At 70.4% G+C, this 13,294-nt stretch carries 10 protein-coding genes; 3 read left to right on the forward strand and 7 right to left on the reverse strand.

Going from position 1 to position 13,294, the window contains the following annotated elements; genetic code table 11:
* Positions 1-214: 214 nt before the first annotated feature.
* The 3 genes from OG787_RS39355 to OG787_RS39365 all read right to left on the reverse strand — a co-directional run bounded on the left by OG787_RS39355 (position 215) and on the right by OG787_RS39365 (position 3,224).
* Complete coding sequence (locus OG787_RS39355) at positions 215-1,318, reverse strand: GNAT family N-acetyltransferase (protein WP_369032956.1); 1,104 nt, start codon at positions 1,316-1,318, stop codon at positions 215-217.
* A gap of 37 nt (positions 1,319-1,355) precedes the next feature.
* Positions 1,356-1,793: a hypothetical protein gene (locus OG787_RS39360; protein WP_369032870.1), complete on the reverse strand. Its 438-nt coding sequence runs from the start codon at positions 1,791-1,793 to the stop codon at positions 1,356-1,358.
* Positions 1,794-2,012: 219 nt separating this feature from the next.
* Positions 2,013-3,224: a S8 family peptidase gene (locus tag OG787_RS39365; RefSeq protein ID WP_369032869.1), complete on the reverse strand. Its 1,212-nt coding sequence runs from the start codon at positions 3,222-3,224 to the stop codon at positions 2,013-2,015.
* 311 nt (positions 3,225-3,535) lie between these two features.
* Here OG787_RS39365 and OG787_RS39370 point away from each other — a divergent pair, with 311 nt between their 5' ends.
* The gene (locus OG787_RS39370) at positions 3,536-4,342 is read left to right on the forward strand and encodes an SGNH/GDSL hydrolase family protein (RefSeq protein WP_405538449.1); all 807 of its coding nucleotides are present in this window, start codon (positions 3,536-3,538) and stop codon (positions 4,340-4,342) included.
* A gap of 19 nt (positions 4,343-4,361) precedes the next feature.
* Here the strand turns inward: OG787_RS39370 and OG787_RS39375 are convergent, their stop codons facing one another.
* The 4 genes from OG787_RS39375 to OG787_RS39390 form a co-directional block, all read right to left on the reverse strand.
* Positions 4,362-6,023 carry a serine/threonine-protein kinase gene (locus OG787_RS39375; protein WP_405538450.1) on the reverse strand — a complete coding sequence of 554 codons (1,662 nt, stop codon included), beginning with the start codon at positions 6,021-6,023 and terminating at the stop codon, positions 4,362-4,364.
* A 106-nt stretch (positions 6,024-6,129) separates the two neighbouring features.
* Complete coding sequence (locus OG787_RS39380) at positions 6,130-7,953, reverse strand: nickel transporter (protein WP_405538451.1); 1,824 nt, start codon at positions 7,951-7,953, stop codon at positions 6,130-6,132.
* Entirely contained in the window at positions 7,953-9,908 is a 1,956-nt protein-coding gene (locus OG787_RS39385) for a tetratricopeptide repeat protein (protein WP_405538452.1), read from the reverse strand. The genes OG787_RS39380 and OG787_RS39385 overlap by 1 nt, the downstream gene beginning before the upstream one ends.
* A gap of 126 nt (positions 9,909-10,034) precedes the next feature.
* Positions 10,035-11,573, reverse strand: coding sequence for a DUF4331 domain-containing protein (locus OG787_RS39390; protein WP_369032864.1), 1,539 nt, complete (start codon positions 11,571-11,573; stop codon positions 10,035-10,037).
* A 270-nt stretch (positions 11,574-11,843) separates the two neighbouring features.
* Between OG787_RS39390 and OG787_RS39395 the strand changes: the two genes are divergently transcribed.
* Both OG787_RS39395 and OG787_RS39400 read left to right on the forward strand, forming a co-directional pair.
* Positions 11,844-12,386: a sigma-70 family RNA polymerase sigma factor gene (locus OG787_RS39395; RefSeq protein ID WP_369032863.1), complete on the forward strand. Its 543-nt coding sequence runs from the start codon at positions 11,844-11,846 to the stop codon at positions 12,384-12,386.
* A complete protein-coding gene (locus OG787_RS39400) occupies positions 12,383-13,243 on the forward strand; it encodes an anti-sigma factor domain-containing protein (RefSeq protein WP_405538454.1) in 861 nt (286 codons plus the stop codon). The genes OG787_RS39395 and OG787_RS39400 overlap by 4 nt, the downstream gene beginning before the upstream one ends.
* Positions 13,244-13,294: the final 51 nt, after the last annotated feature.

Here is a 13,294-nt window from a genome sequence, read left to right on the forward strand (position 1 = left end):
AGACGTGCGTTCACCGAGCGCGGCACCCCCCTACCGCGTCCCGCTCCGACGGTCGTCGTGGACCCTGAGCCCTCCCCTGAGTCACAGGACGACGTACCGATGCGGGTGAGATGTATGACGGTATTGACGATTGCGCCCTTATGGCAAGACCTGGAACGAGGCCTCACGTTTTTATTGGTTTGCCCGTTACACAGCCACTTTGATCGTTGGACAACTACTTTGATCGATTTCGTGAACGGAGCTGTCCCATCCGTTTCAGCGCCTTGTCGGCCGGCTCGAACAGCTCCGGCCGGGACAGCACCACATTGCGCAGCGCCCGGACGGGGGCGCGCCGCGCCCGGTGTCCGACCGCCACCGGGTGACGACGGGTCACCCACCCCTCGGACACCGTGAGTTCACGGGTCTTCAGGGAGTCCTTGTACTCCTTCTGCCCCCGGCCCAGATCCAGGTAGGCGATCCCGTCGGCGGCGGCCGCCTCGGCCATCCGCAGATGCAGGACAAGGCCCGGCGAGTACTTCGAGAACGCCGGGTCGTACGCCGGGAACCAGCAGGCCAGCACGCGTTCCGTACGCAGCCCGAAGTGGGCCGCGACCGGCTTTCCGTCGGCGTAGAGCACCGAGAGGATGCCCGCGAACGGGTCGGAGCGGGTGTGGAAGAGCTGCCGCACCAGCCGGGTGATCCAGGGGTGCGCGAACCGGTCGCTGCGGCCGGTCCTGCGGTACTGGGCGGACTTCCAGTCCATCAGCCTGCGCAGCGCCTCGGGATCACGCTCGTCGTGGACGTAGCGCACCTCGCCGGCGTCCCGGCCGAGCTTGCGCTCCTTGGCGAGCGTCGTGCGGGTGAACTTGGGTGAGCGCGCCCGCAGTCCGGCCAGATAGGCCTCGTACCCCTGGTCGACGTCCATCACCGGGGACGGGAAGGTGCCGGAGGCCTCCGCCTCGAACGGCTCCTGGCCCCCCACCAGGTGGTCGAACTCCCAGACCGAGAGCCCGCAGGCCCGCAGCAACTCCCGTGCGTCCCAGGCGAATCCGGGGCGGTGCACCAGCCCCTGGCAGTCGGAGACACCGAGCCCGATCGCCCGGCCGACGCCGGCGGCGGATCTCTGGAACGGGAAGAAGGCGGCCGGCTCACCGCCCTCGCGGAGCACCGCGATACGTACGCCGCGTCTACAGCGGCCGACCGCGAGCGTGAACTCCGGGGACAGGAAGGGGTTCGCGAGTTCGGGCGAGCCGTGCAGATGGGCCTTGGCCTGCAACGCCGTCCAGGCGGCCCGGTCGGCGGCGGTCAGTTCGCCGGGTCTGTACACGGTGAGGGTCACGTCGGAGGTCAGGTTTCGAGCCACGTCACCAGCCACGTCAGGAGGTCCGTCTTCTCGCCGTACGGCCGCGGTGCCGCCGTACCAGAACCAGCAGGAGGATGAGCGAGCTGATCACGGTCACGGCGACGACCCCGCCGCGGACCGACCATTGATGCGTCGCCAGCATGCCCTGGGCGACCAGGAGATCGAGTGCGACCGCCGCCGCGACCGACGTCACGATCCGGCCGAACGGCTCCAGTCCGCGCAGCGCGGCGCCCACGGCGACCGCCGGTGCGGCGAGGAGGAAGAACAGCGTGAACGGGCCGCGCAGCGGTGAGGCGGTGTCGGTCAGCGCGAGGCCCGCGCCGACGGCCGCGACGGCCACGGCCACGCCCGCGAGCAGCGGGAACAGGTCCTTCACGAGCCCCTGCGGTGGCGGCTCACCGTCCCCCGGTCCGCTGTCGGATGAAGGTGGCTTGATACGTATGGTCTGCATTGGCGACTTTGCCCCCCGACGCGCCGGATGCCGGGCTTCAATGTCGCGCAGCGCGACGGGCGAGTCAAGATGCGCAACCAGCACGTCACATTGCCCAGAGGCATGCGCGATGTTCCCCGGAGGGGAACGAATGGGTGAACGGACAAGTTCCCCGGAGGCGCCGGCTGCCTCCGGGGAACTGCCGTTCGGATGGAGCGGGTTACCGCTGTGGGACGGGTGTTACGAGACGAGCTTCAGCAGACGGTTCGGCGAGCCGGTGCCGGCGCTGGTGACCACGCCGGTGGTGGCGCCGCCCGTCAGCGCCGTGGCGACCTGGGCCGGGGTGGCCGAGGTGTGGCCCGCGAGGTAGACGGCGACCGCGCCCGCGACGTGCGGGGTGGCCATCGACGTACCCGAGAGCGTGGCCGTCGCCGTGTCGCTGGTGTTGTAGCCCGCGACGATGGAGGAGCCGGGGGCGAAGATGTCCAGGGTCGAGCCGTAGTTCGAGTAGCTCGCCTTGGCGTCCGTGCTGGTGGTGGCGCCGACCGTGATCGCGGCGGCGACCCGGGCGGGGGAGTACGAGGAGGCGTTGGCGCTGCTGTTGCCCGCCGCGACCGCGTAGGTGACGCCGCTGGCTATGGAGTTGGCGACAGCCGTGTCCAGGGCCGTGGAGGCGGAGCCGCCGAGCGACATGTTGGCGACGGAGGGGCCGCTGTGGTTCGCGGTCACCCAGTCGATGCCCGCGACGACACCGGCCGTGGTGCCGGAACCGCTGTTGTTGAGCACACGGACCGCCACGATCTTCGCCGCCTTGGCGACACCGTAGGTCGAGCCCGCGATGGTGGTCGCCACATGCGTGCCGTGGCCGTTGCCGTCCTGCGCGACGGTGTCGCCGTCCACGGCGTCGTAGCCGTTGGCGGCCCGGCCGCTGATCTGCGTGTGCGTGATGCGTACGCCGGTGTCGATGACGTACGCGGTCACGCCCGCGCCGGCCGTGTCCGGGTAGGTGTAGGTGCCGGACAGCGGCAGCGCCGCCTGGTCGATGCGGTCCAGGCCCCAGGGGGCGCTGGTCTGCGTGGCGTCCAGGTGCACCGTCTGGTTCTGCTCGACGGAGGCCACCGACGGGTCGGCGGCGAGTCTGCGGGCCTCGGTGGCGGACAGGGTCGCGGAGTAGCCGTTCAGCGCGGTGCTGAACGTCTTCTTCACCGTGCCGCCGTATTCACTGATGAGACTCTTGCCGGCGCTCGACGCGGCCTTGAGGCCGGTCGTCTTCTTGAGCGTGACGATGTAGCTGTCCTTGATGGCCGTGGGGGAGCCGGCGGCCAGCACCTTGCCCTCGGCGGGTGCCGGGGCGGCCTGGGCGGGGAGCGCGGTGAATCCGCCGACGAGAGCGGCGGCTGCCACGACGGTGGTCGCGGCGGTCCTGAGCTTCTTGCTACGCATTTGTGCCATTACGAGGGAGTCCTCCTCTTAGGCAGCACGCGCCTGGGTGGGGGCGCGTCTGTGGGGGGTGCGCGCGAGTGCGGGCACAGCCCGGAGCGTCGCGTTCCGTCCGGGCCGAAGTAAAGACTCGGTCATGTACGGGAGTTGCTCAAGAGGTTCGGACTCTTGTCACGCGCATGTCATACACACGCAATCCAACGAAATGTGAACGCGGGGGATCGGGGTTGATGTGGGCGGGTAAGTATTGGCATGAACACTTCCAATCAACACGCGTAGTTGGTACGAACGTTGTGGCAGAGATCCTGCTAAAGGGAGGTTCCATGAGACGTTCCCGAATTACGGCATACGTGACCTCGCTCCTCCTCGCCGCCGGCCTGGCCCTCACCGGGGCGACGTCGGCGCAGGCATCCCAACTCGCCGCCGCCACCGGGTATGTGGCCCTCGGAGACTCCTATTCCTCGGGCGTAGGCGCCGGCAGCTACATCAGCTCCAGCGGCAACTGCAAGCGCAGCACGAAGGCGTACCCGTACCTCTGGGCCGCCGCCCACTCGCCCTCCAGCTTCAACTTCACGGCCTGTTCGGGCGCCCGAACGGGTGATGTTCTGGCGAGTCAGCTGACCCCGCTCAGCTCCTCCACCGGCCTCGTCTCGATCAGCGTCGGCGGCAACGACGCGGGCTTCGCCGACGTCATGACGACCTGTGTGCTCCAGTCCGACAGCTCCTGCGTCGCCCGCATCAACACCGCGAAGGCGTACGTCGACTCGACCCTCCCCGGTCAGCTCGACACCGTGTACAACGCCATCAGCTCCCGGGCGCCCGCCGCCCGCGTCGTCGTCCTGGGCTACCCCCGCTTCTACAGGCTCGGCCAGACCTGCCTCGGCCTGTCCGAGGCCAAGCGGTCCGCGATCAACGGCGCCGCCGACTACCTGAATAGCGCCCTCGCCAAACGGGCCGCCGACCACGGCTTCACCTACGGTGACGTCAAGACGGCCTTCACCGGTCACGAGATCTGCTCCGGCAGCTCATGGCTGCACAGCCTCAACCTGCTCAACATCGGCGAGTCGTACCACCCGACGGCCGCCGGCCAGTCGGGCGGCTATCTGCCGGTGCTCACCAGCAACGCCTGACAGACCGGCTGACGTCCTTTCAGGGCGTAGCTGTGGGAGTGGAGGCCCCGTCCGTCGGGGTCTCCGTCTCACAGGTCACCGTGAACGGCACGGTGTTGGACTTCACGCCCACCGGGTCGCGGACCTCCACGCCGATCGCGTTCTTGATCGTCCCGCTCTCGTCGTACGTGGTCACGAAGACCTTGTTCTGCTTGGTCTTCCCGCCCCCCGACGGGAACGACAGCGTCCGCCAGCCCTGCTCCGGCGCCTCACCCGTCTCCGTCACCCAGCGGTAGGAGACCTTCGTGGGTACGCTCCCCACGGTGAAGGTCGCCGTGAACCCGGGCGCCTCGGACTGGGGCGGCGGACAGGTCCCCGAGTACTCGGTGTCCGACCCGACCACATCGACCTCGACGGTCTGCGCCGGCTTCGAGGTCGTACCGCCGTCGTCGCCGCTCGGCGACTCGCTCGTCTCCTCGTTGCCGGAGTCACTGGGGCTGTTCTTCGGCGAACTCGCCTCGCCCGTACCGCCGTTGCTCTGCTGCGTGCTGGTCCCGGCACCGTTGTCGTCCTCGCCGCCGTCGTTGCCGTTCAGCAGCGCGTACGTCAGTCCGGCCACCGCCAGCGCGACGGCGACGAGGCCCGCGACCAGGACGACGGCCGCGCGGCGGTTGCGGTCCGGTTCGGCGGAGCGGGTGGTGGGCCGGGTGTCCGGGGGCGGGGGGCCGAACTGGCCCGCCGTCGTGGACACGGGAGTCGGCTGCGGAGGCGTGGGAGGCTGAGCCGGCGGCTGCTGCGGGAGGCCCGCGATCGTCGGCGTGTACGGAGCCGTCGGACCGGCATCCGCACGCAGGCTCCCTCCCCCAGAGGGGGTACCCCCAGCCCCGATGATCCGCAGATCGTGCTCGGCCTGCTCGGCGCCCAGACGTTCGGCCGGATCCTTGCGCAGCAGCCCCTCGATGACGGGGGTCAACGGCCCCGCCCGCAGCGGCGGCGGCAACTCCTCGTCCACGATGGCGCGCAGGGTGCTCAGCGGGGTGTTCTGCCGGAAGGGGGAGTTGCCCTCGACCGCCGCGTACAGCAGCACGCCCAGCGACCACAGGTCGGACTCGGGGCCGGGGGTGCGCCCCAACGCCCGTTCGGGGGCGAGGAATTCGGGCGAACCGATGACCTCGCCGGTCATGGTGAGCGCCGAACTTCCCTCGACGGTCGCGATCCCGAAGTCGGTGAGCACGACCCGGCCGTCGTTGGACAGCAGGACGTTGCCCGGCTTCACGTCCCGGTGCAGCACCCCGGCCTCGTGCGCGGCCCGCAGCGCGGCCAGCACCTCGGCGCCGATGTGGGCCGCCCGCTGCGGGGAGAGCGGTCCCTCGGCGTCCAGCTGGTCGGCGAGCGAGACCCCTCGGATCAGCTCCATGACGATCCAGGGCCGGCCGTCGTCGGTCGCCACGTCGTACACCGTCACGACGTTGCGGTTCGAGACCCGGGCGGCGGCCCACGCCTCGCGCTCCAGCCGGGCGTACATCCGTTCGACGTCGGAGGTCAGGAGTCCGGCGGGCGCGCGCACCTCCTTGACGGCGACCTCGCGGTGCAGCACCTCGTCCCGGGCCCGCCACACCGTGCCCATGCCGCCCTCGCCGAGCGGCGAGAGCAGCCGGTAGCGTCCCGCGATCACACGTTCACTGCCCGGTTCTACGGACACGGACGTCCCCCCATCGCAGCAGCGCGTTCACTGGAATCGGTCTCACCGCACGTCTATACCGCACGCCGGTTTTCCGCACACCGCCTGATTTCTTCCCAAAAGTAGCTCAGCCGATCGCGGCTGCCGCCCCCTTGAGCACCAATCCGGCCCCCAGCGCCACGATGAGGAGCGCGGATCCCAGCGGCGCGGTACGCCGCAGCAGCGCGACCACCGGACCACCGGCCAGCCCCGGACGCCGGTCAAGCAGCCGGTTGGCCCCGCTGCCCAGCTTCACGACGAGGAACCCGGCCCCCGTGAGGGTGAGCGCGAGCCCGACGCCGTACGCCAGCACGAGCAGGAACCCGAACCAGGCCTTCCCCAGCGCGGCGGCGCCCACCAGGACGACCACGGCGGACGGACTCGGCACCAGCCCACCGGCGAACCCGAGCAGGATCGTGCCGCGCACGGTCGGCGCGACGGCGTGCGTGTGGGTGAAGCCGCCGTGGGTGTGTTCGAGGGTGGTGGCGGAGTGCTTGTGCTTGGGGTCGTCGTGCGTGTGGGGGTGCTCATGGTCGTGATCGTGATCGTGGTGATGGTCGTGGGGGTGCTCGTGGTCGTGCACGTGTGCGGGGGTGGCGGCGTGTGCGTGGGCGCGTACGGGAGTGGTGTCCGTGTCCGTGTCCGTGTCCGTGTGCGGGTGTGCGTGCGCCGCGTGGGCGAGGACCAGTTCGCGCTCCGGCGCCTTGTCGGCGGCGTGGGTGTGGCTGTGGGGGTGCTCGTGGTCGTGGTCGTGCGAATCGCCGTGATCGTGATCGTGGTCGGAGGAGTGGTCGTGCGGGTGGGGATGGGGATGGGGATGGGGGTGCGGATGGGACTGGGTCCGGGACTGGTGGTGCGCGCGTTCGTGGGCGCGGTGGCGCCAGGCCCGGCGCAGGAGGGTCAGGCCCGCGCCCGTCACGAGGACACCGCTCGCCACGCCCAGCCAGGCGATCACCGAGGGCGCCGCCGCCGAACCGGCCGTCACCAGCAGGCCCAGGCCGACCACGCCGAGGGTGTGGGTGACCGTCACCGAGGCGGCCAGCGGCATGACGTCGCGCAGGCGGGCCCGGCCGCCCCGGGCGGCTGCCGTGGCCGCCATGAGGGTCTTGCCGTGGCCCGGGGCGAGCGCGTGCATCGCGCCGAGGAAGACCGCGATGACCAGGGCCAGCGCGGCGAAGCCGATCGTGAGGTCGTGCCGGGCCACGAGGTTGTCCAGCGCACGGGTCCAGCGGTCGGCGCCGCGCGGCAGTACGGAGGAGGCCGGGGCGTCGTTCTCGCCGCTCTCGGAGAGCGCCGGGCCGCCCGGACTCACCTGGAGGGCGGCCGTCGCGGTGTCGGCCGGGGAGGAGAGCAACTCCTGTGGATAGCTGGTCAGTTCACCGGAGAGCGACTTCTCCGGTACGTCGGACTCGGCGAGAGTCATCCGGTCGCCGCGCGCGGTGATCTCCCGCCAGCCGGGCCCGGACTCGGTGCCCGCGCTGTGGAAACCGAGGGAGACGGAGTCCCCTTCGGCGACCTCGGGGAGGGCGGCGGTCAGCTCGCACTCGACGCGCAGGGTGTCGAGGCCTGCCTGACCGGGCCGCACGCTCGCCTTGGCGCCGCCGACGGAGAGCGTGACGGCCTGCCCGGCGACGGTCACCTTGCTGCCCTGTGCGGCGGTGGCGCACCGCTGCCCCGCCCAACCAGTCAGCCCCAGCTTCTCGATGTCGGGCTTGGCCTGGGTCGCCGGGATCTCCGCGAGGTCCTCGACGTGAGCGACGCGGAGCTGTCCCGGGGCGACGACGAGACCGTCGTACCGGTTGACGGTGAAGTTGCCGAGGGGATGCGCGCTGGCGGCCCCGGCGGGAACCAGGACGAGCGCACAGGCGCCCGCGAACACGGCCGCGCCGGCGGCGACCACACGACGGGACATCACTTCGCCGCCTCCAGGGACTTGAGAGCCGTACGGGCCTTCTGGGCGCCCAACGGGGAGAAACCGGGGTTGAGTTCGAGGGCGGCGGAGAGCGAGGCGCGGGCTTCCTTCGCGTTGCCCGTGGCCTGCTCGATGATGCCGCGGTGGTAGAGGAAGGAGGCGTTGCGGTAGCCGGTCGCGGTGGCGCGGCGGGCGTACGGGAGCGCTTCCTCGTCCTGGCCGTTGACGTGCAGCGCCCACGCAAGGGCGTCGGCCGTGTGCACGGTCTCGCGGCGGTCCCACTCGGCGCGGGCCGCGCGCAGCGCCGACTTCTTGTCGCCGTGGTCGGCTGCCGCGAGCGCGGTGTCCAGGTCGGCGTTGACGCCGTTGGCGCGGGCGATGGCCGTCCAGGCGTTCACGAGCGCGTACTGGTCGCGGGCCTTCGCCAAGTCGCCGTCGCCGCCCCGGACTTCGTACAGCTCACCGAGTTCGACGAGCGGACCGGGCAGCGGATAGCGGGAGACGAGTTCCTCCATGCCCTTGACGGCCCCGGCCAGGTCGCCGTCCGCGAACTGCGCGCGGGACCGCCCTTCGAGGGCGGGCAGATAGGCGTCGTCGGCGGCGAGGGCGCGAGCGTAGTACTCCAGGGCGGACGTGTACTCGCCCTGGTTCCAGGCGAGTTGCCCGAGCGCGGTGGCCACGTAGGCGACGTCCCCGCGAGAGGTGGCGGAGCCGAGCGCCCGCTCGAGCACGCGCCGCGCGGTGGCGACATCGCCGCGCAGCTCACGCACGTACGCGTACCGCGTGAAGACAGGCACCCCGGGCCGCTTGTCGTCGGCCTCGTCGGCGGCCTTCGACGCCTCGTCGTAGCGCCCGAGTTCGACCAGGGCGTCGATACGGGTGGACAGGGCGCGCTCGCTGTACGGGTTCTGCTCGAGAGCCTGGTCCGCGTACTTCAGCGCACCGGGAAAGTCATGGCGGGCGGCGGCGAGGGCAGCACGCCCGGCGAGAGCGGAGTCGTTGTCGGGCCGCAGCTCGAGGGAGCGCGCCAGCGCCTGCTGGGCCTGCGGATACCGGGAGGGGTCACCCTTCGTCCGGGCCTGCTCGACATAGGCGAGCCCGAGAGTGGCCCAGCTCCCGAAGTCCTTGGGCTGGCTGCGGAGATGGGCCTGAAGCGAGGCGATGCTCGCGTCGAGATCCCCACTGGCGAGCAGCGCGGGCGACATCGCCGCAGGCGCCGACGACACGGAGGCGGTCGCGCCCCCGTCCCGAACGGCCCCCAGCACCACGGCCCCAGCGGTGAACGCCACCGCCAACGCGGCAGCACAGGCCCCGAGTTGCAAGGCCCGCCAGCGCCGAGACGCCTCCCCGACCCGTCGCACGGCGGCGACGCGCTCGTCGGAGGGGGAGGGGGCGGTCTCGGTGTCGCCGGTGGAGTCGGAGGCAGTGGCCTCGGTGCCGGGGGCGAGGGGAGACGAAACGGGGGAGGCCTGGTCGGCGGAGACGCCCGGCTCGTGCCCGGCCGCCCCGGCGCCCACGCCCTCGGGCGAGGTTTCGGAGCCGGTGGCAACGGGCGCTTCACCGGCGCTGTGCGCGACTTCGGCTTCCGGCGCCTGAAGGATCTCCGGCGCGACTTCGGCCGCCGGGGCTTCCTGGCCGGTGCCGGAAGCGGAGAGGTCTTCGGAGTCCTGCTCGGAGCTGTCCTGCTCGGGGTCAGGCACGGCACGCAGTGCGCGCGGACGCTCTGTGTCCGTCCCGGCCGCGGCCGTTCCGCCAGGGCCGGTCTCCGGAGCGGCGTCGGCCGACGGGGTCTCCTGACCGGCGCCGGACACGGAGAGATCCACGGAGAGGTCGTGGGAGTCCTGCTCGGTGGCCCCCGCGGGAGCGTCGGCCGACGGGGCGCTGCCCGGTGCGGCTGCGTCCGTTCCGCCCGAGCCGCCGGGGGCCGGTGCGTTGTCGTTCGTACGCGGGGGCATGCCCTCTCCTCAGGTCGTTCAGGCGGTTGACCGGCGGATCAACCGCTTTGGTGCCGTGCGGCGCGGCCCGCGCCGTGGGGGATGGATACGAGCGGGCCGCGCCAGTTGGGGGTGGGAGCGGAGCGGTCAGTACGCCCGGTTGCCCATGTTCCGACGCCACCAGACCACGCCGGCCGTGATCAGCAGGAACCCGGCCGCACCGGCCGCCGCGGAACCGGCTATCAGCATCGTGTCGGTGCCACCGGAGGTACCCGCCGGCTGGAGCGCGTCGCCGAGCTGGCTGCGGACGTCGTTCGTGCCGTCGGTGCCCTTGGCGAGGGGACCGCGCGAACCCTCGGTCGGCAGAGCGACGTACGGGAAGTAGTTCTCGAACTTCTTGTCGTTCTTGTCGACCGCGTCGCCCAAGTCGTTCTTCGCGCCGAGCAGTTCACCCTCGACGACCTGGAGCGAGGCGTCGATCACGTCGTCCGTCAGACGGCGGCCGTTCGGGAAGCCCGCGTTGTCACCGTCGAGGACACCGAGCCGCTTGGGGCTCTTGGCCGGGGCGATCGAGGTGTTGAGACGCAGTTCCTCGGCCGGAGTCACGTGCGGCGGCTGGTTGAGGCCCTCGACACCCTTGAGGAACACGTCGACCAGGTCGTTGCGCGGCTCGTCGGGCGCCGGGATCTTGTAGATCGCCTCGATGAGCTTCGGCAGCTCGGGGTTGGTCACGTTCTTCAGGAACTGGGCGTCGTCCCACGGCGAGGACGCGTTGAACTTGTCCTTGTCCTTGATCGGGTTGACGACCTCGTTCACCAGCGGCATACCGAGCCGCGAGACCTGCTTGTACTGGCCCTTGGCGTTCTCGCGCTGGGTCGTCGACCAGATGCCGACGATCGGCTGCTTCGACGACTCCACGATCATGTGCGTAGGCACCTGAAGCGCGATGGAGTTGACGTTGTAGCCCTTGAGCGTGTCGTTGCCGACCTCGGAGAGGTTCCCGCCGTACAGCAGGTCGAAGACGCGCAGGTCCAGGAAGAACGGGTCGTCGGCCTGCCCGGCGAACGTCGTCGAACCGTTCGTCAGCTTGTGGATGGCCTGGTCGCGCAGCTTCTTGTAGTCCGGCATCGACGCCTTGCCCACGTTGGACGGGGCGACCGGCACGTCGTCGGCGATCTTCGTCTTCGACTCGACGTACTGGTTCTTGAGCTTGATCATCTCGATGTCGTACGTCTGCGTGATGTTGAGGTCCTTGTCGTCAAGGCTCTCCACCGCGCCGGTGTTGTACAGGAACGTCTTCTTGTTCTTGACGTGCGTCTTGAAGGTGTAGCGGAACAGGATCTCGCCCTGCGCGTCGCCGTTGTTGTCGATGTGGATGTCGTACTGGGCGTCCTCGGCGAACTGGTAGAAGTTCGGTCCGCCGGCGGGCTCCTCGAACGGGATCCAGTTCGCGACGATCGTCGTCGTGTCGGGCTTGTCCGGGCTCACGAACGCGTACACGTCCGTGTTGTCGTACTGCGGTGTCCCCGAGATGAGCGGTGCCTCGCGGTGGCTGGAGGCAGAAGCCGTACCCGGTACGAGCGCGGTGACGCCGGCGGCTGCGAGCCCACCGGCGGCCAGCGCACCACAAATGAGGGTCGCGATACTCCTGCGTCGCGCGCCACCCTTGGAGATGGTTGTCGTCATGCCGTCCGTCCTCACCGTGCCAACTTGCCTGACGACGGGGATTCGGAGCCCTCCCGGATGCGGATTGGTCGAACCTGAAAACTTTCTTGAAGAACTTTCCGGCGACGTTTGGAGGGCGCCTCGAGGATGTTCGAAGGTCACCGACCCGCACTTCGACGGCAGTTGATCCGTACCCATCCGGAAGGCTGTTCGCTTCGAATGCCTAAGGTGACGGTGACAAGCGTGATGGAGCGGGGAGGGGCCGTGTGCGGCCATAGAGAGGGGACGCGGGTGGGAGCGGACGAGCTTCTGGTACTCGTGGCCGGGGGCGACCAGAAGGCTTTCGAAGAGCTGTACGGGATCGTGTCCGGACCGGTGTTCGGTTTGGTCAGGCGCGTGGTGCGGGACCCGGCACAGTCGGAGGAGGTGTCCCAGGAGGTCCTGCTCGAACTCTGGCGCTCCGCCCCCCGGTTCGACCCCAGGAAGGGCAGCGCCCTGTCCTGGATACTCACGCTCGCCCACCGTCGGGCCGTCGACCGGGTGCGCAGCGCCCGCGCGGCCGGTGAGCGCGAGCAGCGAGAGGCCCAGCGATCCCACCGTCCCGCCTTCGACCACGTGGCCGAGGAGGTCGAGGCCGGCATGGAGCGCGAATGGGTGCGCCGCTGCCTGGACCGGCTGACCACCCTGCAACGCCAGTCGGTCACCCTCGCCTACTACGAGGGCTACACGTACCGTGAAGTGGCGGAGCGGCTCTCGCTCCCACTGGGCACGGTGAAGACAAGGATGCGCGACGGACTGACCCGGCTGCGCGAATGCCTGGGAGGTGTCGCATGAGCGTGCTCGGCAGACTGTTCCGCCGCGAGGATCTCCATTCCCTCGCCGCCCCCTACGCCCTCGACGCCCTGGAGGGCGACGAGCGGCGCCGCTTCGAGAAGCACCTCGACCGCTGCGACGCCTGCACCGCCGAGGTGCGCCTGCTGTCCGAGGACGCGGTCCGGCTGGCCTGGTCCACGGCCGCGCAGCCCCCGTTCGCCATGCGCGACCGGGTCCTGTCCGCCGTACGCGCGACTCCGCAGGAGTCCCCCGGGTACTCGCCGGGCCAGTCCCCGTCGTACGCCCCCGGCCGCGCCGCCGACGCGCCCCGCCGCAAGAGCCATCAGCTGCCGGCGCATGTGTGGGGCACCGAACCGCCGCCCGTGCGCCGTGCGCCCCGCATGCGCCCCATGTTCGCCCCGTTCGCCACCGTCACGGCGGCGGCCGCTCTTGTCGTCGCCGCGCTGTTCGCCGTTCAGAACACGCAGACCCAGGACAAGTTGGACGCCGCGCAGGCCCAGGCACGTGAGATTGCCGACGTTCTGGCCGCTCCCGACGCGCGGGCGACCTCCGGACGGGACGCCAAGGGGCAGGGAATCACCGCCATCGCCTCCGCCTCCGAGGGGCGCGCGGTGGTGACCCTCAGTGGGTACGGGGAGCTGCCGAGCGACCGCGTGCGCCAACTGTGGCTCATGCGCCCTGATGTGCAACCGCGCTCCCTGGGACTCTTCAAGGGCGACACGCCCTTGGTCGCGACCGGTCTCGACAAGACGGCCACATCACTCGCTGTGACCGTGGAACCCGACGGGGGCTCAGAGCAGCCCACCAGCGCACCAGTTGTCCAACTCGCCCTGGAATCGGTTGGATTCGGAGAGTAATCGTCAACACCCTTGTGGGGAAGGTGAATCCTGTGACCGCGATACACGCAT

This window comes from Streptomyces sp. NBC_00075 (assembly GCF_045041225.1).
GTDB lineage: Bacteria > Actinomycetota > Actinomycetes > Streptomycetales > Streptomycetaceae > Streptomyces > Streptomyces adonidis.

Bases quoted from the DNA above. Each gene is read 5' to 3' on its own strand.
- OG787_RS39360 (WP_369032870.1), bottom strand. From the start codon at position 1,793: ATGCAGACCATACGTATCAAGCCACCTTCATCCGACAGCGGACCGGGG.
- OG787_RS39365 (WP_369032869.1), bottom strand. From the start codon at position 3,224: ATGGCACAAATGCGTAGCAAGAAGCTCAGGACCGCCGCGACCACCGTC.
- OG787_RS39370 (WP_405538449.1), top strand. From the start codon at position 3,536: ATGAGACGTTCCCGAATTACGGCATACGTGACCTCGCTCCTCCTCGCC.
- OG787_RS39380 (WP_405538451.1), bottom strand. From the start codon at position 7,953: ATGTCCCGTCGTGTGGTCGCCGCCGGCGCGGCCGTGTTCGCGGGCGCC.
- OG787_RS39385 (WP_405538452.1), bottom strand. From the start codon at position 9,908: ATGCCCCCGCGTACGAACGACAACGCACCGGCCCCCGGCGGCTCGGGC.
- OG787_RS39390 (WP_369032864.1), bottom strand. From the start codon at position 11,573: ATGACGACAACCATCTCCAAGGGTGGCGCGCGACGCAGGAGTATCGCG.
- OG787_RS39400 (WP_405538454.1), top strand. From the start codon at position 12,383: ATGAGCGTGCTCGGCAGACTGTTCCGCCGCGAGGATCTCCATTCCCTC.